Here is a 21,936-nt window from a genome sequence, read left to right as displayed (position 1 = left end):
TCCTCGATATTTCGTTATCAGACCATATAATTTACCTTCACAACCCACATTCCTCAAAAATTCGTTATCCGTGGATCATTTCTCTCTGTCTCAGCCTTTTGAATACTCATTTTTTCGTTATCTGACACTCTCGTAGGATCATCGAGTCTCTAGTATACTCATATTTTCGTCATCTGGTTCACTTTATCTTCTTATCAACTGGATCTGATACTCAAATTTTCGTTAACTGAAATAAATCTCTTCTTTTATCAAACCGTATCACTTATCTTCTCAACCCATATTCCTCAAAAATTCGTTATCCGTGGATCATTGCTCACTGTCTCGGCCTTTTTACTACTCATTTTTTCGTTATCTAATCCCCTTCGTAGGATCATCAAGTTTTTTTATACTCATAATTTCGTTACTCGACAGCTTATCAACATATTATGCACATAGTTATCAACAAATAATGTTGATAACTATGTGTTCTTAATATCTTATAAATTTAGAATAACGAAAAATTGAGTATAAAAATAAATAGGTAACGAAAAATTGAGTAATCGTATCCTCATTTTTTCGTTACCTACAAAAAAAATATACTCAAAATTTCGTTTTCTGATACTCATTTATTCGTTTTTTATACTCATATTTTCGTTAACTGTCCTCTTTTTTTCGTTTTAAAAATCCGTAAAACATTATAAATAAAGGATTTTTGAAGGCTTAATATTAACTTTAACAAAATTTGTTGTTGTACATTTATTATATTCTTTCTACAGGCAAGAGATGTCTAACAACCATTAATGTCATATAACATCTGGTACATCCGCATAACCAAGATATCTACTACCGTATTGATCTTCTGGAAAACAATATGCATGATCCGTTTTGATAAAAATATTTTTATCATGATCGTAAAAATACCAACCACGTAAAGTAATCGCAAGTTTACGATCAATACCTTCTGGAATAACGAAAATCTTCTGTTTCGTTTTGGCTTCTTCGAGACCAATAACTTTTGTGGATGGTAATGGCCTTAAGGTATAAAAATTACCCCTCATGGTTTGTGTAGGAATCTTTGAATTCAGTGTTATAAAATGCCTGGAATCTTGTGACAAGATGCCCCATGTACCATTTAAATCGTCGGTATCAGTCGTATTAGGATGATATGGAATGAAAAATAATGGTTCATAAGAGAATTGAATCAAATCCTTTTGCTCAATTCTGGTACATTTGTCATACAAATTAAAGGAAGAAAGAGGCATTGTGTTATTCGAATTGATTGCGCCCGTAAGAAAATCAATAGACACTCCGAATATGCGCGCGAGCAGATCCAATCTTGCCGGATTTGGAATATGCCCATGTTCCCAGGACGAAACCGTCTGGGTTCGTACAAGCGGTTTTTGATTTTGATTCATGATGTTCATTGTGTCAGCTAATTGATGCTGCGATAATCCAGCATCTTGTCTAAGTTTTGTCAGGTTTTTTGAAAATATATCTCTTTTCTGTTTGTTTTCAGCTACTATCATTTAAAATTTCTCCTTGTTATGAGAGGAACCTGCGAGAAGTGGTCGTTTAAAAAGTATTAAACGACTACATCTATATTATAAATAGATCGGTTGTTGGCAATGTGAACTACTCGGTCATTGAATGGCCGAGCATCTGAAAAGATAAAAGATCTGCAGCCTGGGGAACCAGGCTGTTTTTCTTTTAGATTCCAGATAGCATCGGGAATTCGCTGTCCGCAGTTTCGGATGGCAACCCGCCGTACGTTGCGTAGGCGTATAGCAGTGGAGTCCTCCTCCACACCTGCCCATACCCGGACATGCCGGAGCACAGGACGCGGTACTTCATATGGACCATGACTTTCGCCATAGCCTCGTTGTTTTATGGTTAGGCAGTAGCCTTCATCATCTTGAAATTAGCTTTTGTCCATGCGTCGGATCGTTTCTTTCCAATTGCCCGGATTGCTGCCTGCCTTCCCTTGTGATCATACTTATATTTTTCGCAGACATCCAGAAACTCCTGATCTGTCGCGCGGTTTTTGAGAATTACAGAGGCATTGTGGTCTGCGTCATCGGTATGACCGCACAGAGTACAACGGAACTGTTTCCCGTTACGGCTCTTCGCATCGATATGCCCGCACACCGGACATGTCTGACTGGAGTAATCCGGCTCTACCTCAATGAAGGCCATACCATGCCAGTTCAGTTCTGACATCAGTTTTTCCTGCATAAGCCCTCTGGCAAAAACAGAAAGCTCTCCATTCAGCCTGCGGCTCTTGCGGAATTCCTTGATGTCAAGCCTTTCCAGTACTGTCAGTGTGTCACGGTCTGTTTTTTCGATGTACTGCCGAACGTCGGTAGACACCTCTTCCGAAAGCCATGCGTAGTAACGGCGTTTCTTGCGGTATGGCAGATCGGCTGTACGGATCATTTTTTCCAGACGATCTACCTTCCGCAAAAGCTTTAACCGGACCTCTTGTGGCAGGTTCTGGTGCTTACGAAGAAAACGCAGGATTTTAGTTTTTTTGTTGCGCAGATCTGACAAGCCCGCAAAGGACGGCTCCACAACATTCTTGTAGTAGGCAATGACCTGCTCCATTGTCCCGATGGAACGTCCATCGGAGCAACAGAAACAGTCGTTTATGCCGGTATCCACGCCGATGTATTTCTGTGGGTTTGGTGCCTGCAGCTTCTTTTCGAAGGAAGCCTGTACGCGGATCTTGTCTTTTCCCCAGAGGGTATAATGTACCGTCTTGGAGACTTTGTACTGTTTCATCCGGCGAAGACCGTCACGGCTGCACCGGATCGGAATAATAATCCGTTCCCCTTTTGCGTAGGGATTTGTGATGCGGATGACATAGGGATATGTTGTATTTGTCGATACTTCCAGACGCATGAGCCTGCTGTCCAGAGAGACCTGTTCCCGGTTTACATGTGGAATAGCAAAGCTGAGGTAGTGCGAGAGGTAGGAATCAGAGAACTCCTTCTGTGCAAACAGGAACTCGTCAGCGGTCATACCGCGAAGATCGGCTGCCTGTTTTTGATAGAAAGCACAGCTCTCTTTCTTCTTGATCCGGGCAGCAAGATCGTCCATGGCAGCAGCCATTTCCTCTTGTGACTTTCCTGTGATCGACATGGCGTACAATACCTTTGACTGTGTAAAGATCGTCTGGTTTTCCGCGTACATATTGATACGGATGACATCCAGCCGGTTTGCCAGCTTGGTAAAAGCACAGTCGAAAGCGTTCTGACAGAAAGCGGAATTGACTCCTGCCGGGCGGATAGACTTTTCCAGAGCGCGGACCCCGGACGCCTTCTTGTCATTCTTGACGAGTTCCATCGTCAGATCAGGTTTACTGGACAAAATCTCAATGTCCCTGTTTACCAGATCCGTATAATACAACTGGATCTTTTCCAACAGCTCCCGCTTCCCCGTATTGGGACTGCCAAACAGAAAGACAGCCTTCGTCATGGAAGCCTGATATTCAGTTGTCTTCTTATGACGCGCCTTTGGCATAACAAACGCCTTTCAATACTGCTTGATATCATTCAATGATTTATTGCATTTATTCCGCTACATACAGTAAAGATTATCCGGGCAGAATGACGCTTTCATCTCGGCCATTGAATGACCGAGGATTCCCGCTTAGCATCCTAAACACAGTTTTTTGTAGCCCAATGATATTGTCGTTTCACATGTCTAATGCTTTAGTACACTGTATATCCTGATATATGGCGTACAATAAGTATCATATTAAAAGCTGTATCGAATAATATTATACATCATATGATCGCAATATGATATGCGAGCAAAATAAAAAATTATAGGATATAATAAAAAAAACGTAAAAAATAATATAATTTCATGATATACTTTATATATAATCAGATATTGGGAGGACTACTAGAGATATGCTGCATTTTTACAACGAACAGGATCCGGATAAAATCTTTGAAGATATGACTCAGTTGCAGTCAATATACCTTCTGGGTAAAGAAGATGTCGGCGTATTGACCGAAGCAGCAATACGCCATAAATGTTCGATGACGCTTTCTTACGAAAAGGACTGCAATCGATATATGATGTATTTCGTGGAGACAGATAATTTAGATTCAGGAAATTTTTTTGAAAATCATAAAGCTGTTTTAGTTCCAGCTGCACCAATTGACTATTATGATGATGTGATTGACTTGAGCAATGAATGGGTATGAGAATTAAAAAATTAATCGGGAGAGTCATAACACTTCTCCTCTATGCTGTGACAATAATAGTTCTATTCGGAGTGATTTTTGGAATTCATCCCGTTAATCAGACATCCATGCGGCCGAGCATATCAGGAGTTGTAGTTACAAATAAGCTTGCATACTCGGTAAGAAACCCAAAACGCGGTGATATTGTAGTTTTTCGTAAAGATGGGCAGGATGTAATAAAAAGAATCATCGGGCTTCCTGGAGACCAGATAACTATATGGGGTGGAAAAGTTCTCATAAATGATAAGTTGTTGGACGAGCCATATCTTCCAAGTTCAGTGATCACGGATGGAAACACGAGCTATGAAGTGCCGTCAGGTATGTATTTCGTTATGGGCGACAATAGAGAAGAATCTTATGATTCGAGGTACTATCCTGACCCTTACGTAAATCGTAAAAATATCGAAGGCAGAGTCTTTTATTGTCTGCCATCTATTACAGAATTTCCCGGAAAAATAATCGTGCGTTATAAAACAACGGAAAAATAGGACGGAGGTAATGTCTCATGATTTGTCCAATTTGTAAAAATGAAATACCAGACAGTATCCCTTTCTGTCCGATCTGCGGACATGAAATCACGGAAAACGGTGATATAGATAGAAAAATCGAAGATGATGTTGCTGTTGAGGCAGGCAATGATCAGGCTGATGAAGTCGTAACCGAGGCTGTAAGATCAAACAATATCAAAAGGGAAGAAAATCTAAAAAGTCCGGTAGAAGATACAGATACATCAAATAATGATGTATCTGAAGACAGTTCCATTACGAGTAATAAAGGTGGTTACGAAAATTTATCAGACGATGAAAAAAAACGTATATTGAACAAAGTGAATGGAAGCGGATACACAGAAGCTATGTATGCTGCGCAGAAACCGATTCCGGGGAAATTGTCGGAAACGACGTATGTTAAAATATTAAAAGGGTTTGCTGCCTTGGCGGGAATATTCGCTGTGTCACTTATGGCACTGTATTTTATTTGACAGGTAAAAATATATGGTGCATAATTAAAATATAGTTTTGTATAAGATTTTTCGAGTCGATGAGCCAAGTGCTTGTCGGCTCTTTTTTTGTTTTTTATCATAAAATTATCAGCATTTATTGCTGTTTATATATATGGCCGAAAAGCCGGAAATAAAGTGAGACATGCGTAAGTATGTCTTTTTTTGTGGAAAGGAGACAAACATATGGGAACACTAAAACAATATGATTGGTCGAAGATCAATCAAATGAAAGCAGCATTTGATGAAAAGGCTGCTCTGCCAGTATCAAATTGGAAGGTTGAGCCGGAAGGTGAGCCGGGTGAGAAAGTCATGACTGAAAACGATTGGCTTGCTGCAAGACAGGCGGATTTCTCAAAACTAAAGAGAAAGAAAGCCCTCACTGAGAATTTTAAAAAATTCCAGAGAATCAATAATATAAAATATACAGTTACAGCTTCCGAATCGGCTGCTGCTACTGCCGATATTTATGCTTCAAACCCATGGGTATCAAAAACGGAACTTTGGAATCTTAAAAAAAACAGGATCCCACCGGTTCCCAAAGAAGAAAACGCTAATGCTCTGAAAAGAGGGCATCTGGCGGAGGACTATGTAATATATCTCGCTGAAAGTCTTTTAAACGAGAAATACGGCGAGAAGAATGTATTTGTATGGCAGGATAAACGGCTTTTTGTGAGTCGCGAGTATCCATGGATGTTCTGTGATACAGATGCTCATGCAGTAGTGATAGAAAACGGGAAGCCACGATTTATTTTGATCGAGGCAAAAACGGTTGGCGTCCATAATTATAAAGCACAGAAGCTGTGGCTATCCGGTCATGTACCGGAATATTATGAACGGCAATGCCGCCATGAAATGGCTACATTTCATGCCGATGCCGTTATGATCATAGCGGTATGGTCGCTTGAATTAAACGGCTACGCATACCAGTTTGTAGAATATGATGATGAAGAGGAAAAAAAGTTAATCAATAAAGAGAAAGACTTTATTGAGTCACTTCTGAATGATGAGGAACCGGAAGATTTAATCACACCGGTTCTGACATCCTCCTTTTACGGGAGGCTCTTTGCGAAGTCTAATGAAAAACAGCAAGTTATACTACCTCCGGAATCGGAGGATACCATCAACAAGATCATAGATTTAGATAATCAAATGGATGAGTTAAATGAACAATTAGAGCTTTTAGAGGCTGAAAAATGTGTTCAAACAAATCGTCTTTCCCGGTTGATGGGTACGGCTGACCGCGCCATTCTTGATCTAAAAGAAGGAACTTTTATTGTCCGCGAACACCGTGGACATAAAAGGGATAGATTTGACTTTAAAAAGTTTAAAAAAGAAAGACCGGACCTTTATAAGATAGCGGTTCACAAGAAGGAGGTACTGGACGAAGAGGCTTTAAAAGGCTTCAAACAAGAAGATGATTACTGGATTCACGGAGAGCTCAATGGCAATACCCGTTGGGATATTGAGTTTAAAGAAAAAAACGAGGAATAAAGCTGGAGGAGGGACTGCCCTCTTCCTTTTTTGTTGAAAGGAGAAAATCATGGAAGAAAGAGTTATTGTTGTAACCCGATTTGTTTGTATCATTAACAGATACGACAACGATTTTAAAATCGGAAAATTTAAAATTTTAAAAGCGTATGGCAATATAGATAAATATGTAGACGGTGAAAAAAATATAATCATCACTGGCTACAACGTACCGGAAACTAAATACATTCGATACGATATGATGTTTACACCTGTCTTTCATTCCACTTATGGGTGGCAGGGAAAACTACTCAAATGTAAGGACCACAAGGAAGTAAGTGAGCAAGGAATATTAAAATATTTAATTAACGGACCATTTCCGGGAATTGGTCCGAGAATCGCAAAAAAAATTTTAGATGCTTTCGGAGAAAAAACAATAGAAATTCTCAACGATCACCCGGAAGAATTACTAAGGATTCCAGGAATCAATGACAAAAAATTGTATGAAATTTGTCAAGCGAGAAAACAGAACAATGGTTTAAATTCGGTCATGGAAGATTTAATGCCAGAAGGTTTTTCTGCTTCTCAGTGCAAAAAAATATATGATAGATTTGGAGAAGTAGCAACAAGCCTTTACAAAACAGATCCTTGGAGATTTTGTGAAATCTCAGGAATCAGTTTTGAAAAATGCGATGAAATAGGTAAAAAAAATGGTTGTGATTTAAACCGAAATAGTCGTCTAATAGCAGGTCTGAAAGAAACACTTCTTCAGAATGAGCAGAGGGGAAATCTTGGAGAAGACAATAACCGAATGCTTGATGATATGAAGAAGGTCCTTGGCAACGTGGATAAAAGATCGGCTTTAGATGCAGCCAATCTTCTCAAAATTAATCACGAGATAAAAGTGACAAATTTTGGAAAAGGTTTAATCTATCGAAAAGAAGCATATGATGCTGAAATGACTACGGCAAAACAAGCTGTGGAGATTGGAATGCATTTCTATGATCATAGAGACAATGAAATTCAGCGTCTTATTCGAAAATATGAGCTCAATAACGAGGTCTCGTTTTCTGCTTCTCAAAAAGAAGCGGTTTCCTGCTGCTATGAAAATCCGGTTTCGATTATAACCGGAGGGCCTGGTACTGGAAAAACAACGACTGAAAAATTAATAATATCCATATTCAAAGAATGTGGAAAAAAGGAAGGCAAAGAAATGACTTTTTGCTTACTTGCGCCTACAGGGAAGGCGGCAAAAAGAATGATGGAAAGTACGGGGCTTCCAGCAACTACGATAGACAGTAAGCTCCAATTATATAATGATGATGGCGTCAACGACGTTTGCGATACCAGGTCTTCTATAACAGAAGACGTTGTTATTGTAGACGAAGCATCGATGCTTGACATCTATAAGGCGGCAGCTATTTTGTCAAGCTTGAATGAGAATCAGAGATTGATTCTCATTGGTGATATTGATCAGCTTCCGAGTGTAGGACCTGGAAGAGTTCTTGGTGATCTGATCGATGCCGGAATACCGGCAGTGAGGCTCAACTGCCTTTATCGGCAGACGGGAGTTGAAGGCCAACTCATTGCAGAAAATGCAAATTTGATAAACCATGGAAACCCGGTTCTTAAGTACGGGAAGGGGTTTGAGTTTATCAAATATGAAAATGATGAGAAGATGGCTGAAGAAATTACTAAGGCCTATGTCTCCTGCTGTGACAAGTATGGAGTTGAAGAAGTGTGCTGCCTTCTGCCGACAAAGAAAACACCTTACATCGGTGTCTTTGACATGAACAGAAGGATACAGAGTGAAGTAAACCCGGAATCTCCTTCAAAAAGGGAAATCAGTGTATTCAACACAATTTTTCGTGAAGGGGACATTGTAATGAATATCAAGAATAATTCAGAGAAAGGAGTGGTAAATGGGGATGTTGGAACAATTATTAGTTGTGAAACTATGGATAAAATTAAAGTGGTAACTGTTAACTTTCAGGGCAATAAAGTCGTATATAAAGGATCAGAAGACCTTAAAGCACTAACCCTTGCATATGCTCTGACTATTCACAAATCACAGGGAAGTGAATATAAATGTGTACTTATGGGCATTTCAAGATCTGTGCCAAGGAGTATGCAAAAAAGAAATCTGGTGTACACCGCCGTCACCAGAGCAAAACAGGAAGTCCTACTTTTTGGCTCACCGATAACGTTTCATAATTGTATCCTCCGTATTGATACAAACAAAAGACTTACTTCGCTAAGTCACATGATTGAGTGGTATAGAAATAAAATCAATCCATTCTGTAATGACAAAGCAAATTGAAGGATTCCCCTGTGTATATTACACAGGGGAATTCTATTATTACAGAAATAGAACACAGAATCTTCAATTTTTTCTATTAAACGAAAATAGAATACATATTATCACGCCCCTTCAACTATCACGGTGATAGTAATATTTGAGTTGACTAAAAATACGGTGGTGAGCTCACCGTTTGTCTTCTAGAAAAGTGTGTCACTATCATGGTGATAGTAAAAAAATAGTAGTTTCCACCGTACAAAAATGGTATTATCTTTTGTATGGAGGGATACAATGTTTATCAAATTATTTGAGAAAATTAAGGCCTATTTAAATGGTGAACTGAAGGAAATTCCAGATGAACTTATGAATCTCGTTTTTCAGAAAAGTATTTTTGCTTTTCTAACCTGTGTAATTGTTTTTGTTTGTGCATTTTTTATGGCCACTGCCCTACTGATGGTTTTATTGATTATTACAGCAGCTATTTTATGGAATACCTTTACTTACTGTCATTATATTTTGGAGCAGCAATATGATTCCATCACGGAAGGAGAAGTTATTACAGTAAATTCCGGGAATCTTGCATCACGTTTTACTTCTTTTTTACACAATGAAAAAAATGTCCTTTTCAGGGATACAAAAACAGGAAACGTTTATGCCATACAGACAATGCGTAGTGATTATAAATGGAAGGATGGGCTTCTATTCACTGGCTATGTCCACGTTGCTTATACCGCAAACGACGGTACAAAAATCGTTTCTCTCCCAATTTTAATAAAACCGACAGGTACAACCTTGCAAAAGGTTGATGAATGAAGTATGATAAGATTATAGATATGTAAAGATATTATATGAGTCGATGAGCCAAGTGCTTACCGGCTCTTTTTTTTGTTTAATAATACTGCAAATGCAGTACGGCATACAGCTTCCGGAAAGCTGATTTTAATAAAAACACAAATGTGAAAGGAGGTGAAAGCATGAGCTTCGTATTGACTGCCGGTGATCCGGGAGGAAATTATGGTTTTATTGAACTACCAAAAGCTTTGGTATGTAATGACTTGTCTGGCAAGGTGCCAAAAGTCATTACAACCAAAACTGGTGCTACTCTTTTAAAATTTAAAGTAGCAGCAGAAGATTTATTTGGTAGTAATAAAAGAGCCGTATTTGACTGTGAAATCACAGATCAAGATATAGTCAAATACGTTCAAAAGTGGATCATTCCAGGTACAAGAGTGCTTATAAAAGGCACACTTAGAACATATGATCAAAATCAGAAAGGAGTTATTGGAATCGTAAAGGTCAATACCTTTCTTAGAATGGATATTGAACCTCGAGATCATAAGACAAAGGAATGATAATATTGATAATTATGCCGTTTCTTTTATATTTAGGAATAACGGCCCTCGATTCGATGAAGGAAAAAAATATTGTTAATAATGAACCTGAAGACGAACTTGTTATCATAGATCATATAGTGAAGGAACAGTATGGTCCTACGGCATCGTGGTCATTAAATAAACAGGAAGATGCGATAAAAATATCGCATCTTGAAACCGGAACTTATCCAATTCTCGTTAAAAAAAACGGCATTATTTCCTACACAAAAGTAGGGATCGATGTGGATACGGATAAGACTGAACTGGAAGAAAAAGATCGAGAAAAACCAGATGAAATTAAATCGGTTTCAAATGAAAACGGATCGGAAGAAAAGCTTGAGGATTTCAATCCTCTCAAGTGGTTTCAAAAACCGGAAATAAGAGATGCGGTCAGGTTGCTTAAAACAAGCAATCATTCAGAATTTCTGATACCGGAGGATTATCTTCCGGATAAGAAATATTGGCCTAAGATCCAAGAACAGAGATTAATTCTTGGATTTAAAATGGTGAGAATTGAGAACGATGGAATCAGCGTTCTCATAGATGATTAATATGTTAATGCTGTGATAAGCAGCGGAAAGGAGAAATGTATGAACAAAGTAATTTTAATGGGAAGATTAACAAGAGATCCCGATATCCGTTATTCGCAGGGAGAAAACTCACAGGCGATCGCGAGATATACGCTGGCGGTAGATCGGCGGTTCCGGAAGGAAGGCAGCGAGCAGACCGCCGACTTTATCGGGTGCGTTGCCTTCGGCCGCCAGGCGGAATTCGCGGAAAAGTACCTCCGTCAGGGAATCAAGATTGCCATTACCGGACGCATTCAGACCGGAAGCTACACCAGGCAGGACGGAACCAAGGTTTATACGACAGATGTCGTAGTGGAAGAACAGGAATTTGCGGAAAGCAAAGGCCATCAATCTGTAAAAGCATCCGATTCGGATCAGACACAGACATCTGATTCTGGCAATAAGCAGGTTCAAAATAAGAAGATAACGAAGCCGCAGACCGATTCGGAAGGATTTATGAGCATCCCAGATGGCATTGAAGAAGAATTGCCATTTGCTTAATTTGTAATTATAGAGAAAGTTATAGAGAAAGTTAGAAAAGGAGCGCTAATCGCTCCTTTTCATTTAAGAAAGGAGAAAAACATGGATAATAAAGGTAATACCTTTTCAGCCAACTATAATAAAAAGGCTGGAAGAAGTATAAAAACGACAAACCAGATGAAGCAGGAATATGCATCCTGGGCGGATGCGTGGGCCATTTTCAAACAATCGTATGAAAATGGGGCTTATCGTGTGCATTTTTTTGATGTACCATCTGAGTATGGGGTAAAAAAAATGCCTTATTATGTAGATGAAAATATGGGGATACTCGTCGGAATCGAGTTATCCCTCAACGGAGTAGATTACTTCCCCCCTATTCTTCTCCCTGTCTTGGATGCGAAGAAGAAGTCCATGAAAGTAAAATCATATAATTATTTGGTAAAAGACAAAAACGGAAAGCCGGAGGAGAAAAAAGTTGAGGCTGTTGATATGGCCGATATTAATCGGGCCACTATGCGATGCCTGGTGAAGGCGATCGCTATTATTACCGGGATAGGACTCGAGTTCTGGTCCAAGGAAGATAATCTTCAGCTTGATCCGGACATCACAGTTGAAGAAATGAAGGAGCTTAATGAGAGAATTGCTCATATGGGACTTTCTCTTAATGCTCTTATAAAAGCAACTTCTAAAAATATGAATAAGCCGGCGCTTCGGTTGGAAGACTTTACAGAAAGCATGTACCGTTTCCTTTCCCATCAGCTGGACCTGATGGAAGAAAACCCGGATAAAATAGATGCTTGCTTAAAAAAGAAAGTTGCAAAAAATGCAGGTAGACAGGAAGAATTTACCATGCCTGAATTTGTAGCATCAAACATGTAAGCCAATCACACCCCGCTCCTAAAGGAACGAAGTAGTTGGTCGAATTGAGAATACGAAAAGCCGCAGAATCAATTACTCTGCGGCTTTTTCTGAAAGGATGCGGTCAGTCATGTTATATAAAATGAACCAGGTATGGGCTGCGATACTTAACTTAGATCCATATCTGATTATTGAAAAATACTTTCAAAAAGTCCATATGGAAGGACAGCACATTGTTTTCCTGTGCCCTTTTCATAAGGATGAAGACCCAAGCATGAAGTTTACACCAGGAAAAAATATATGGAAATGTTTTTCCTGCGGTGCTTCTGGTTCGGGTATTGTATCTATCATGACCCGATATTTTGACGATGTGCTCCAGGCACCAATGCCAAATGATAATAAAGAAAAAGCAAACTATACAGTGTGTCGAATCGCATATGATTTCGATTTGATAACTGAAAAACAGTTTGAATCTTTTTCAAAACAAAAATATACAACCAAAGATGCAGCACTCTCCCACCCTGTTGAAGCAAAACAAACATGTAGAGACCAGATTACCGCTGATCCAGATGTGATAAACAATGTTTACCGGGCAATGGCGGAAGTGTGCGGGTTGTCTGAAAAACACAGGAAACACCTGTTGAGAGAACGGTTTCTGGTTGACGGGGATTTAAAAAATTATTTTTCATTTCCGGAGAGAAAGAAAATGTTCAAAAAAGGCGTGGATCTCCATAAGGCAATCCTGGACTTGTTGTGTGACCGTATCGCCAAAATGCGTTACGGGCGTGCTTTGTCAGAACTCTCCTTACCAGAAAAGAATGAGGTATATGGACTGCCATTTATTCAGAAGGTGATGAGGCAATTCCCTTATATACCGGGATTCTATTTCCGCCCTGTTACGAACGACGAGGTGGAAAAAACGAAAAAACTGTTCTCGGAAGAGAACATAAGGAAACAGATGGAAAATAGCCTATGCTACTTTGATTCTGAGAAAGGCAGAATTTATGGATTTTATGAATACATGTCCTATCAAGGGATCGGAATTCTGAATACTGACTCTCGTGCCTGGGTATGCGGTATTGATATCCGAAAGGATAAGGTAAATGGAAAGGAGTCACGATATGTCCGTTTTTCTTCGGAATTTGCTCATGGAAAAAGAAATTACATTGGGGGCTCTTCTTCTGGATCGCCTGGTGGTGTAATTTATCCGAAGGAACCGGGTGCCTGTCAGTTATTTGTAACTGAAGGGAGGTTCAAGGCAGAGAAAATTGCAGAAACCGGTAATATTGCCATTTATATTACCGGCGTTGCAACATGGAAGAATGCCATGTCACTTATTGACGAAGTAAGGGAATGGCGCACCAGAATTTATATTGCCTTTGATTCTGACGTTATGGGAAATAAAGCAGTACATAAGCAGTTGCAATCACTGGCAGAGGCATTACAAGAAAGAAATATGGATGTCCGTATGGTGGTTTGGAAACTAGAATACGGAAAAGGATTTGATGACCTGATGAATAACCAGGGAATCAATTATAAAAAATATGTAAAGGCTATCACATACCAGCATTTTGAAAGGTTGTATCAGGCCTGTCTGAGAGAACTGAATGACGAGGCTTCCAAATATGCCATTCAAAACTCTATCGAAGATAAATTAAAGCTGCAGTGAAAAAGCCGGGGATTCCCCGGCTTTTTTTAAAAGGTCATGTCATTCAGCATCTTCTTCTTCTCTTCGAGCTCTTTTTCAAGCGCTTCAATTTCTGTTAATGCGATATCTTTATCTTCTGGTGTTTTCACTTTATCAAACCATCCGAGGTATTTTCCCTGTGCTTCTCTTAACCGTGTTTGAAAACTTCTTGGTATAGGTTTTGGAGTATCTGCTTGTTTATTGTCTATGTCCTTGCTTACCTGAAGAAAAATGCTTGTAAATTCATTTTTCGTAATATTCTGTTCATGTAAAGCTTTATCGGGTTGATCCTCTGATTTCATCTGCTTCTGTAGATATAATTCTTTTACTCTTTCAACCAATTCTTTTTGTGCTTCTTTGGAAAGGTTGGCAGCACGTGACATTGAATATACAGAAATTCCATATTTATCAAGCGTTAATACGGATGGATCAAGTGTGGTTACTGCTTTTAACCGATACAATTGAGCCTTTGAATATCCTGTTCTGTTTTTACTTAAAAGTGCAGAAACATGATCCATTTTTTCGTCTTCTGTCATATTTGAATTTTTATAGAATGACATAGCATGATTGAATTCTGCAATTTTAAACCTCACATCTTTGTCCCTTGTCTGTGCGTTGGCGTCGAAATGTTGTTGAAATCTTTTATATTCGTCGTTTTCATATGGGCGTACTCTACATGGAATTGTGGTTGCCCCATTTTTTTTCAAGGCTTCCAGCCTTCTATGACCGGACAGAATTTGGTATGTTCCGTTCGACATGTCATATACGGTTATTTCATGTAGTAATCCATTTTCTTTTATGGACTGTGCAAGATCGTCAATATCGTCCATAGGGATATCTGCATTGAACGGATTTGGAAGAATCTTATCAATTGGTATTTCTACGATTTTATCCGTCCCTGTTACTGCTTCCATTGATTTTTCAAGAAGATTCTTTGCCTGAGCATTTCCTTTGAGTGCTTTCATATCATAGTTTGCCATTGTTGTACGCTCCTATTTTTTTGATGATTTCATGTTCTAGTCGGTGCATCTGGTTTCCAACGCGAGACGATGTAAAGGAACATAAAGGAACTCCGAATGTCTCTGCTTTATCAACGTCTGAACTTTCAAAAATAATCTCCTGAAACATTTTATTGCCAAGGGATTCCCGAAAAGTTGTGAGCCATAATTGTTTCGAAGACTCTCTTTTTTTGTATAAATTAAGTACTGCTCCGAGTAACTGTGTATTACATCCCGCAGCATTGACCTTTGCAATGCTGTCAGCCATGAGAGATATGCTGTTTGCATCTCTTGGTGATGGCTTTAGTGGGACAATTACATAATCTGCAGAACCAAGAGCCAATAAAGAGATACCGGAATACTCCGCATTTGAGGTGGCCATATCAAATAATATATATTCATACTCATCGTACAATGGTGCAAGAACATCATCAAGTACCGTAAAAATCAATTGTTCATTTCCATCATCATCTTCTCCTACAGGGACAACGACTTCAGATAGTGTTTTTCCCGCCGGGAGAATGTGCAAGTGTATAGATTCATTTCGGTCGGGTATTCGCATGCCGGAAGCGGATTTTTTATATTTCGGATAATCCCTTGTTGTATAAATGGCTTTATGAATGTCAAGACCATTTAGCAGCACATCTGCCAATGAGTTATGATTATCTTTCTCATATTTTGGATTAGATGGAATACCATCAAAACTATCCTGTAAATACACTTGAGAAAGATCGTCCTGATCATCACATACTACAATTAAGGTTCTATGACCTTCTTCTTCCAGGTATCCGGCTATATTAGCGCAAAGCGTTGATTTCCCAACGCCCCCTTTTCTTGCGCCAAAAGCAATTTTTATAGGCTTTTTCACTCTCCTGCTACTCCCTTCTATTCACTATCACGGTGATAGTAAATTTCATCTTGCTGATTGATAATCAAAAAAACGATCCATTTCTATCTTCTGATCTTCTGTCAGGGCTCCTTCTGTCCACCAATATTTCTTTGTCCATAAGGCATTCATTGCTCTGAGCTCCGGAAACTCCTTTCTCATTTTTCCAGTTGTAGCTCGTTTTACAATTTTTACAGCCATCTCAGGTGTGATACCTATGGGAAGATCGGCTTGTATCACAACACCATAAGAACGAAAATATAGTTGTATGTTTGTAACACCATACTTATGTAAAGATGCCAGGGCCTGATCTTTAAAAAATGATTGAATGTTCTCATCAAGAAAGATCTTTCTTTTCCTGGCAACTGCAAAAGCTAATGTTACAGTAAAGGTAATTGTTTTCATGATTTCATCATAGCACCGTATGTGTGAGAAAGCAAGCAAAACTAACACAATCACGAATTGTAAATATGTGAAAGAAAACTCTAATACGCATTAGATGTTGCTGAATATTAAAAATAAAGTATAATAAAATAATAAAAATCGGAGGTAATTATGTATGCACATATATGAGGAAAATAAATACAATATTCTTGCGGTGGATCATGGGAATTATGCGATAAAAACATCGTTTGATCAATTCACAAGTGGATTGAGGGAAGATTCTGTCGCCCCTGCAATGGGTGAGGAGTACATTTCATATAAAGACGGCAAATGGATGCTTAGCGGGGACGTTCCAAATTATATACGGTCGAAAACTGAATATGAAAATCTCTTTGTTCAAACTCTTTTTGCGGCAGCACGAGAATCCAAAAATCAACGGTTGGATCTCTCCCGCCCTGTTTCACTCGCTGTAGGCCTTCCACCTATGCACATGCGAACAGAGAAGAAAGAAATAGAAAAATATTTTAAGGAACGTAATGAAACCAGATTGGTTTATAACGGCAGCAAGGGGATACCACTTATTTTTGATTCGGTATATGTATATCCACAAGCGTTGTCGGCTATCGCCTATGTTAAATATGCGGCATCGACAGGAGACTTGCCAAAGCCAAAATTTATTGATTTCCCTTCTCTTTTGATTGTTGATATCGGTGGGGGAACAGCTGATACCATTTATATTCGGGATGGGAAAACCGTTCTATCGTTATGCAAATCTTATGAACTTGGCACAAATTTTTTGATTGAAACGATTATGAATGATATGTCAATGAATCTTGGAATAACCATATCTTCACGAATTGCAGAAGATATTTTAATGGGACGGCCAAATATTTATACGATTGATCCAGATGATGAAACGTCCAGACAGGTTGAAAGAATAATTAGACGTGCTAGAAAAGAACACGTTAAAAATCTGTTATCTAAAATCATGATGGATATTAGTGATGCGAGAGCTGTTCCTTGTATTTTTGAAGGAGGTGGAGCTGAACTTTTGAAGAATGAAATTATGTCGGATAGTTTGGCTAAGATTCGAAGCCCGAAATGTGAATTTCTGACAGATCCTCATTACAATGCAAGAGGATATTTTTACCTTACAGACTTACAAAAAAGACAGGTAAAATAATGCGTGGAAGGAAATTAAGATGGCAAAACTTACAATACAATTGCGGGATGCAGAATATCAGTATTTACTGTCACGTTGTTCCGCAAGAAGAAAGGGAAAGTACATCTCTGATTTGATACGGGCCGATATGGAAGGTAAATTGCGACTCGAAAGTGAGAAAACAGCTTACTATCACCGTGATAGTAAAAAAAAGCGGAACAATACTTCCTGCACCAGTGATAGGGAACAGAAATGCGACGATGTTTCAAAAAGAAAGAAGAACGACAAACTAAATTCTAGCGACAAAGAAAATAAAATCAGTTACTATCACGGTGATAGTAAAGAATATCAGCCGCAAGATAATTCAAGTGACTACAAATCAATTAAAAATAAAAAACAAGAAACCCATAATATGACAGTAACTCGGGGGAATAGTATAGATGGATTAGAAGAGACCGACAAACAGGTGGATGAGACCAATTACAATGCGTCCATTCAAGTAGAAACAAAAGAAACACTTCCAGCATCATCCGATAACCAGTTTCTAAGTATGTTTAACGACTTTGAGTAACAGGAAGGAGGATCTATTAAGTGAAAAGAAAGAACATATTATTTGTTGTTATCATTCTATTGCTACTGGTTGCTTCGACTATCATTGTTATTGTAGTACGTACGGCGAAACATAGCAATGAAGTAGCAGAGAATCAGATGAATAAAGAGCAATTTGAAACAACAGACGAAACAGAAGACGTCGATAGTGAAAGCGTACCGCTGACGTTTTCTTTACAAGAGGGGATTGATCGGACATATTTTGTTGATCCATTCAATGAGATCAAGGAATTAAACCTATCTGATGAAACGGTAGAAAAACTTCGGAAGGAAATTGGTACATATGAATACAAGACAATAAAGAATTGGTCACCATGGTATGCCATTTCTGTAGCTTCGGATATTGTTCCGGAAAATGGTTATAAGATCGTTTATTTATCATCAAATTATGATGCAGGATATGAACTGAAAGTTTTTGACAACTCACAGAAATATGAGTGTAAACCAATCACGCAAGATGCTTTGAATGATGCACTGGGAAAATATGGAAATTATCCAGATCCGGATGAAGCATTTGAAAATGCGTACAGCAGTTCAGCCGAATGAGGAGAAAACTATGCGGGAGAAAACAGCGAAGATTCAATGGAAGAGCGTTAAGATCAAAATCGGCATCATTTTGTTTGTTTTTGTGTATCTGGCATCATGCATCCTGCTATCTCCGACGCAGGTACAAGCATCTACAAAAAAACTTGGTGGCGCATTGAGCGGGATGACCTTCGATGATGGATATAAAGAAACATCAAAGATGAAGTTGAGTAATGGTGCACAGGCTGTGGAATGGGTAGTTGGCAGCAGACCGAAAGACATTTCTAAAGCTGGCTGGATTAAATATGTTGTACACAATAAAAAGACAAATAAAGATGTCGATTTATATGTAAGATACGATATCAAAGCAGCATCGAACTATTATGATGGAAATAATAGTCAGATTAACCTTTCAAATGATCCTACGTGGGAATATCATAACCTGATTTATGCCGGGTGCGCATACAATGCGAAAAAAGCGAATACATCAGATAGCTTTGTTCTGAAATCAGCTGATCTGTATTCTGACAGACACAGCGGAACAGTAACGACAGATTCAGAAGGGCATGTGCGGTGGAATACCGCCAGCGAATTAAATGACGCTACTGCCGGACAGATATGGGCAGGAACAGCAAAGCCGATAACCATTGTGTTAAATCGCGATCAAAATGAAGAAGCCAGGACGAATGAGGATGGTGTAATTGATACAACCACAGACGGTTTTAACGATTATAAAGAAGCAGAAACAGAAGATCCTGATGATCAAGACAGTCTGCTGCAAAAAGCCGCTGCAAAACTTTTTAATTTTCTTCTTACCCCAATATGGGTATTAAATAATGCGATTGTGGATTGGCTTACGGTAGGCATATCGGAGGGCTTTCGACTGCATCCAAGACCAGAAAATGGAATTGAAGATCCGAATAATCCGTCTTTTGTTGGAATGGTAGCTACAATGGCCAAACGAAGTCTGCAATCATCGCAAGTATATTATTTCTTTAACGCTTTTCGAATTGTTGCTTTAACATTTCTTGCATTTGATATGATTATTGGACTTTATCTGTGTATGGTAAAACAGGATAGCAACGATGATTCGCCACTGAATATCGTATTTCGTGGGGTAGCAGGGACGGGATTGATTATGCTGATCTATCCTTTGCTGGATCGTGTGATATGGCTGTTTTTCGGACGAAATAGTGGAATGCAGGCGTTTTTTATCCCTGGGAATGGCGTAACCATTGATCCGGATGCACTAAAAAGTCTAACGAATGTAGATTTAAGTGGTCATTTAAATGCAACTGCGGATAATCTGCCGATCATAAATAATTTGTTTATGATCGTGTTGCAGGTATCTCTTATCTTGACTCTCTTGCGATTGTATTTGGAAATTATTGAACGATGGCTACTTTGTAACCTGATGTATATTATGGCTCCTCTTGCCATGGCTATGTTGCCCTCCAAGAGCACCTCTGGTATTACGTCAAAGTTTATTCGATCCTTCATTGCCGAGTGCCTGATCATGGTATTTAACACCTGGTTGGTTCAGTTGGCAATCATCATGTTAAACAATTATTCCTCAGATGCGAATCCCTGGAAGAATCTTAATGATGGATATGGCGGAAACCTTGTATATATTCTTGTTGTGATTGGAATTCTTCTTGCAGCAACCAAAATCGACGATTATCTGAATAACATGGGTCTTTCTGCACTGAAAACGGGAATGGGTCTTGCATCTGCTGTTATGGGTGCAGTTGGATCAACAGTAGCTATTACTCGTGCAGGTGCAGGCCTTGCGAAAGCTGGATGGAGTGCGGGGAAAGCCGCTGTCAGCATGACAACAGGTAAGGCATTGTATGCAACAACAGGAACTGGAAAAGGGCCGAATATTCTTTCTTCTATGACAAGATCCGGTCATAAGGTGGATAAAGCAATGAATAATGTCGGACGAGCAGAACCGAAAAACAATGCAATTGTTTTTGGAGAAGCAAAGCGTGGTCTGACACCGGAGGAATATCAACGCAGAGGCGGCAAAAGCCATGTTCTTACTGGGCGGACCGCTGCGGACTTTCTTGCTAAAACAACTGGTAATGAAAAAGGACAAAAGTGGAAGTGGGATAAAGGCACAACCTATAATCCTGTCACAGGAGAAGGCCATGCGGTTGGTATCGTTGGTGGAAAGAAAGTTTCCGGAAATATTTCCAAACGGCCCGGTCAGGACGCAGTTGATATTGGTGGAGGATTATTCCTGAGACAGGATAATGGAGATAAGCATATTGGCGGTGAGTTGGATAAGGGTATGTATAAAGGAGAGGTTCGTCAGATTGGAACATATAATAATATGAATTCGAATCTTTCTAAGGAGGAGAAGGCAGCGCTTAAACAAGAGAGTGAGCAAACATCAATACCGAATTACAATGAAACTCATTATAATGCACTGAATCAGGATAATCTGAGAGCCATAGGAGCTGAAAATGCTACTCATGTGAGGAGTGAAGGAAATGGAGAGATTAGCCTTTTCCATTATGATAAAGACGGAAACGAAGTGGTTGATGCCGGATTATCCTATTCTCCAGAAACATATGGTAATACAGAACCTCTGAAATATCAGAAACAAACAGAAGATCATAATATCGGAGATCCTGTAAAGATTAATGGAAATACAGTATATGGTTTAGTTAATGGCGAAAACGGTGAGCAAAAGCTTAATAATTCAGAGGAAGGCTTACAGGAAGCTGCATATAACCTTGCAGAAAAGCTGAATCAGGATGATAAGACAAATAGCTGGAAAGCCATATATGGAAAAGACGATTCTGGCAAGTATCTGGTAGAGAATGAAAAGAAAGGTGAACAATACAAGATTCAGAAACCAATTGGTACATACCAAAAGGGAACTTCGGTAATGGAAATTAAAAATCCAGGTGATAATGAGTCTTCTGCAAAGGGACAATATATTCGTATTCAGCATAGTCAGATGCGGGATTCTAAAAATCATGGATCATTTTCAGAAGATACAAACAAATCAGCAAGATCGATTACGACACCAAGAACTGAACCGAGTTCTTCTGCGAGTCCATTGCCGACACAAGGTCAAACACTGAATAGTTCTTCTATTCCAAAGCCAACGCCGGCAAATTCGCCAATATCAATTCCGACCAATAATGCTGCTTCTCAAACACCTGCAAATAGTTTGCCAAAAACAGCATCTGAATCATCAGGAATGAATGGAACGTCATATCAAGGAAGCAGAGATAGTTATCGTGACGGAAACCGAGGGAAAGAAAAACCCATTAAGTACGATACTGCTGGAAAACCAGTTCCGACGAGTAGAAGCAAAGGAACTAAAAAAATGAAGTGAACTAATATTGTTTTTTGTCAAATTAAATGTATAATATTATTAGATATGTAATATA

Annotated in this window: 20 protein-coding genes; 15 read left to right on the top strand and 5 right to left on the bottom strand. The window is 39.0% G+C overall.

Annotated elements, in window-relative coordinates:
* Positions 1 to 782: 782 nt before the first annotated feature.
* Both ACTQZS_RS08455 and ACTQZS_RS08450 read right to left on the bottom strand, forming a co-directional pair.
* A complete protein-coding gene (locus ACTQZS_RS08455; RefSeq protein WP_441475434.1) occupies positions 783 to 1,505 on the bottom strand; it encodes a helix-turn-helix domain-containing protein in 723 nt (240 codons plus the stop codon).
* A gap of 364 nt (positions 1,506 to 1,869) precedes the next feature.
* Positions 1,870 to 3,498, bottom strand: coding sequence for a zinc ribbon domain-containing protein (locus ACTQZS_RS08450; protein WP_441475433.1), 1,629 nt, complete (start codon positions 3,496 to 3,498; stop codon positions 1,870 to 1,872).
* Positions 3,499 to 3,893: 395 nt separating this feature from the next.
* On the opposite strand from ACTQZS_RS08450, the gene ACTQZS_RS08445 reads away from it, so the two are divergent.
* The 11 genes from ACTQZS_RS08445 (at position 3,894) to ACTQZS_RS08395 (ending at position 13,947) form a co-directional block, all read left to right on the top strand.
* Entirely contained in the window at positions 3,894 to 4,193 is a 300-nt protein-coding gene (locus ACTQZS_RS08445) for a hypothetical protein (RefSeq protein ID WP_441475432.1), read from the top strand.
* Positions 4,184 to 4,720, top strand: a complete 537-nt coding sequence (gene lepB, locus ACTQZS_RS08440) for a signal peptidase I (protein ID WP_441475431.1) — start codon at positions 4,184 to 4,186, stop codon at positions 4,718 to 4,720. Before ACTQZS_RS08445 ends, lepB begins: the two co-directional genes overlap by 10 nt.
* Before the next feature lie 17 nt (positions 4,721 to 4,737).
* Complete coding sequence (locus ACTQZS_RS08435) at positions 4,738 to 5,211, top strand: hypothetical protein (RefSeq protein ID WP_441475430.1); 474 nt, start codon at positions 4,738 to 4,740, stop codon at positions 5,209 to 5,211.
* A 204-nt stretch (positions 5,212 to 5,415) separates the two neighbouring features.
* Complete coding sequence (locus ACTQZS_RS08430; RefSeq protein ID WP_441475429.1) at positions 5,416 to 6,723, top strand: YqaJ viral recombinase family protein; 1,308 nt, start codon at positions 5,416 to 5,418, stop codon at positions 6,721 to 6,723.
* 49 nt (positions 6,724 to 6,772) lie between these two features.
* The gene (recD2, locus tag ACTQZS_RS08425) at positions 6,773 to 9,019 is read left to right on the top strand and encodes an SF1B family DNA helicase RecD2 (protein ID WP_441475428.1); all 2,247 of its coding nucleotides are present in this window, start codon (positions 6,773 to 6,775) and stop codon (positions 9,017 to 9,019) included.
* A gap of 270 nt (positions 9,020 to 9,289) precedes the next feature.
* Positions 9,290 to 9,811, top strand: coding sequence for a hypothetical protein (locus ACTQZS_RS08420; protein WP_441475427.1), 522 nt, complete (start codon positions 9,290 to 9,292; stop codon positions 9,809 to 9,811).
* A 161-nt stretch (positions 9,812 to 9,972) separates the two neighbouring features.
* The gene (locus ACTQZS_RS08415; protein WP_441475426.1) at positions 9,973 to 10,350 is read left to right on the top strand and encodes a hypothetical protein; all 378 of its coding nucleotides are present in this window, start codon (positions 9,973 to 9,975) and stop codon (positions 10,348 to 10,350) included.
* Complete coding sequence (locus tag ACTQZS_RS08410) at positions 10,347 to 10,922, top strand: hypothetical protein (protein ID WP_441475425.1); 576 nt, start codon at positions 10,347 to 10,349, stop codon at positions 10,920 to 10,922. Before ACTQZS_RS08415 ends, ACTQZS_RS08410 begins: the two co-directional genes overlap by 4 nt.
* A gap of 39 nt (positions 10,923 to 10,961) precedes the next feature.
* On the top strand, positions 10,962 to 11,441 hold the full coding sequence (locus tag ACTQZS_RS08405; protein ID WP_441475424.1) for a single-stranded DNA-binding protein: 480 nt from the start codon (positions 10,962 to 10,964) through the stop codon (positions 11,439 to 11,441).
* Positions 11,442 to 11,522: 81 nt separating this feature from the next.
* Positions 11,523 to 12,299, top strand: coding sequence for a Sak single strand annealing protein (locus ACTQZS_RS08400; RefSeq protein ID WP_441475423.1), 777 nt, complete (start codon positions 11,523 to 11,525; stop codon positions 12,297 to 12,299).
* Between the two features lie 109 nt (positions 12,300 to 12,408).
* On the top strand, positions 12,409 to 13,947 hold the full coding sequence (locus tag ACTQZS_RS08395) for a DUF3854 domain-containing protein (protein ID WP_441475422.1): 1,539 nt from the start codon (positions 12,409 to 12,411) through the stop codon (positions 13,945 to 13,947).
* Positions 13,948 to 13,973: 26 nt separating this feature from the next.
* Here ACTQZS_RS08395 and ACTQZS_RS08390 read toward each other — a convergent pair whose 3' ends face one another.
* From ACTQZS_RS08390 to ACTQZS_RS08380, 3 genes are read right to left on the bottom strand one after another with little or no spacing between them, the layout of a single operon-like run.
* Positions 13,974 to 14,945, bottom strand: coding sequence for a ParB/RepB/Spo0J family partition protein (locus tag ACTQZS_RS08390; protein ID WP_441475421.1), 972 nt, complete (start codon positions 14,943 to 14,945; stop codon positions 13,974 to 13,976).
* On the bottom strand, positions 14,932 to 15,831 hold the full coding sequence (locus tag ACTQZS_RS08385; protein WP_441475420.1) for a ParA family protein: 900 nt from the start codon (positions 15,829 to 15,831) through the stop codon (positions 14,932 to 14,934). The genes ACTQZS_RS08390 and ACTQZS_RS08385 overlap by 14 nt, the downstream gene beginning before the upstream one ends.
* A gap of 45 nt (positions 15,832 to 15,876) precedes the next feature.
* The gene (locus ACTQZS_RS08380; protein ID WP_441475419.1) at positions 15,877 to 16,254 is read right to left on the bottom strand and encodes a hypothetical protein; all 378 of its coding nucleotides are present in this window, start codon (positions 16,252 to 16,254) and stop codon (positions 15,877 to 15,879) included.
* A gap of 154 nt (positions 16,255 to 16,408) precedes the next feature.
* On the opposite strand from ACTQZS_RS08380, the gene ACTQZS_RS08375 reads away from it, so the two are divergent.
* The 4 genes from ACTQZS_RS08375 to ACTQZS_RS08360 are packed head-to-tail and all read left to right on the top strand — an operon-like array spanning position 16,409 to position 21,881.
* Positions 16,409 to 17,416 carry an Alp7A family actin-like protein gene (locus tag ACTQZS_RS08375; protein WP_441475418.1) on the top strand — a complete coding sequence of 336 codons (1,008 nt, stop codon included), beginning with the start codon at positions 16,409 to 16,411 and terminating at the stop codon, positions 17,414 to 17,416.
* A 19-nt stretch (positions 17,417 to 17,435) separates the two neighbouring features.
* On the top strand, positions 17,436 to 17,966 hold the full coding sequence (locus ACTQZS_RS08370; protein WP_441475417.1) for a hypothetical protein: 531 nt from the start codon (positions 17,436 to 17,438) through the stop codon (positions 17,964 to 17,966).
* Between the two features lie 20 nt (positions 17,967 to 17,986).
* A complete protein-coding gene (locus tag ACTQZS_RS08365; RefSeq protein ID WP_441475416.1) occupies positions 17,987 to 18,550 on the top strand; it encodes a hypothetical protein in 564 nt (187 codons plus the stop codon).
* The gene (locus ACTQZS_RS08360; RefSeq protein WP_441475415.1) at positions 18,471 to 21,881 is read left to right on the top strand and encodes a hypothetical protein; all 3,411 of its coding nucleotides are present in this window, start codon (positions 18,471 to 18,473) and stop codon (positions 21,879 to 21,881) included. The genes ACTQZS_RS08365 and ACTQZS_RS08360 overlap by 80 nt, the downstream gene beginning before the upstream one ends.
* The last annotated feature ends 55 nt before the right edge of the window (positions 21,882 to 21,936 follow it).

The sequence above is a fragment of the Bilifractor sp. LCP19S3_H10 genome (assembly GCF_052119185.1).
GTDB lineage: Bacteria > Bacillota > Clostridia > Lachnospirales > Lachnospiraceae > Bilifractor.
The sequence above is the reverse complement of the archived record's forward strand: the minus strand, read 5'-3'. Positions and strand labels throughout refer to the sequence as shown.

Bases quoted from the DNA above. Each gene is read 5' to 3' on its own strand.
- ACTQZS_RS08455 (WP_441475434.1), bottom strand. From the start codon at position 1,505: ATGATAGTAGCTGAAAACAAACAGAAAAGAGATATATTTTCAAAAAAC.
- ACTQZS_RS08450 (WP_441475433.1), bottom strand. From the start codon at position 3,498: ATGCCAAAGGCGCGTCATAAGAAGACAACTGAATATCAGGCTTCCATG.
- ACTQZS_RS08445 (WP_441475432.1), top strand. From the start codon at position 3,894: ATGCTGCATTTTTACAACGAACAGGATCCGGATAAAATCTTTGAAGAT.
- lepB (WP_441475431.1), top strand. From the start codon at position 4,184: ATGGGTATGAGAATTAAAAAATTAATCGGGAGAGTCATAACACTTCTC.
- ACTQZS_RS08435 (WP_441475430.1), top strand. From the start codon at position 4,738: ATGATTTGTCCAATTTGTAAAAATGAAATACCAGACAGTATCCCTTTC.
- ACTQZS_RS08430 (WP_441475429.1), top strand. From the start codon at position 5,416: ATGGGAACACTAAAACAATATGATTGGTCGAAGATCAATCAAATGAAA.
- recD2 (WP_441475428.1), top strand. From the start codon at position 6,773: ATGGAAGAAAGAGTTATTGTTGTAACCCGATTTGTTTGTATCATTAAC.
- ACTQZS_RS08420 (WP_441475427.1), top strand. From the start codon at position 9,290: ATGTTTATCAAATTATTTGAGAAAATTAAGGCCTATTTAAATGGTGAA.
- ACTQZS_RS08415 (WP_441475426.1), top strand. From the start codon at position 9,973: ATGAGCTTCGTATTGACTGCCGGTGATCCGGGAGGAAATTATGGTTTT.
- ACTQZS_RS08410 (WP_441475425.1), top strand. From the start codon at position 10,347: ATGATAATATTGATAATTATGCCGTTTCTTTTATATTTAGGAATAACG.
- ACTQZS_RS08405 (WP_441475424.1), top strand. From the start codon at position 10,962: ATGAACAAAGTAATTTTAATGGGAAGATTAACAAGAGATCCCGATATC.
- ACTQZS_RS08400 (WP_441475423.1), top strand. From the start codon at position 11,523: ATGGATAATAAAGGTAATACCTTTTCAGCCAACTATAATAAAAAGGCT.
- ACTQZS_RS08395 (WP_441475422.1), top strand. From the start codon at position 12,409: ATGTTATATAAAATGAACCAGGTATGGGCTGCGATACTTAACTTAGAT.
- ACTQZS_RS08390 (WP_441475421.1), bottom strand. From the start codon at position 14,945: ATGGCAAACTATGATATGAAAGCACTCAAAGGAAATGCTCAGGCAAAG.
- ACTQZS_RS08380 (WP_441475419.1), bottom strand. From the start codon at position 16,254: ATGAAAACAATTACCTTTACTGTAACATTAGCTTTTGCAGTTGCCAGG.
- ACTQZS_RS08375 (WP_441475418.1), top strand. From the start codon at position 16,409: ATGCACATATATGAGGAAAATAAATACAATATTCTTGCGGTGGATCAT.
- ACTQZS_RS08370 (WP_441475417.1), top strand. From the start codon at position 17,436: ATGGCAAAACTTACAATACAATTGCGGGATGCAGAATATCAGTATTTA.
- ACTQZS_RS08360 (WP_441475415.1), top strand. From the start codon at position 18,471: ATGATGCACTGGGAAAATATGGAAATTATCCAGATCCGGATGAAGCAT.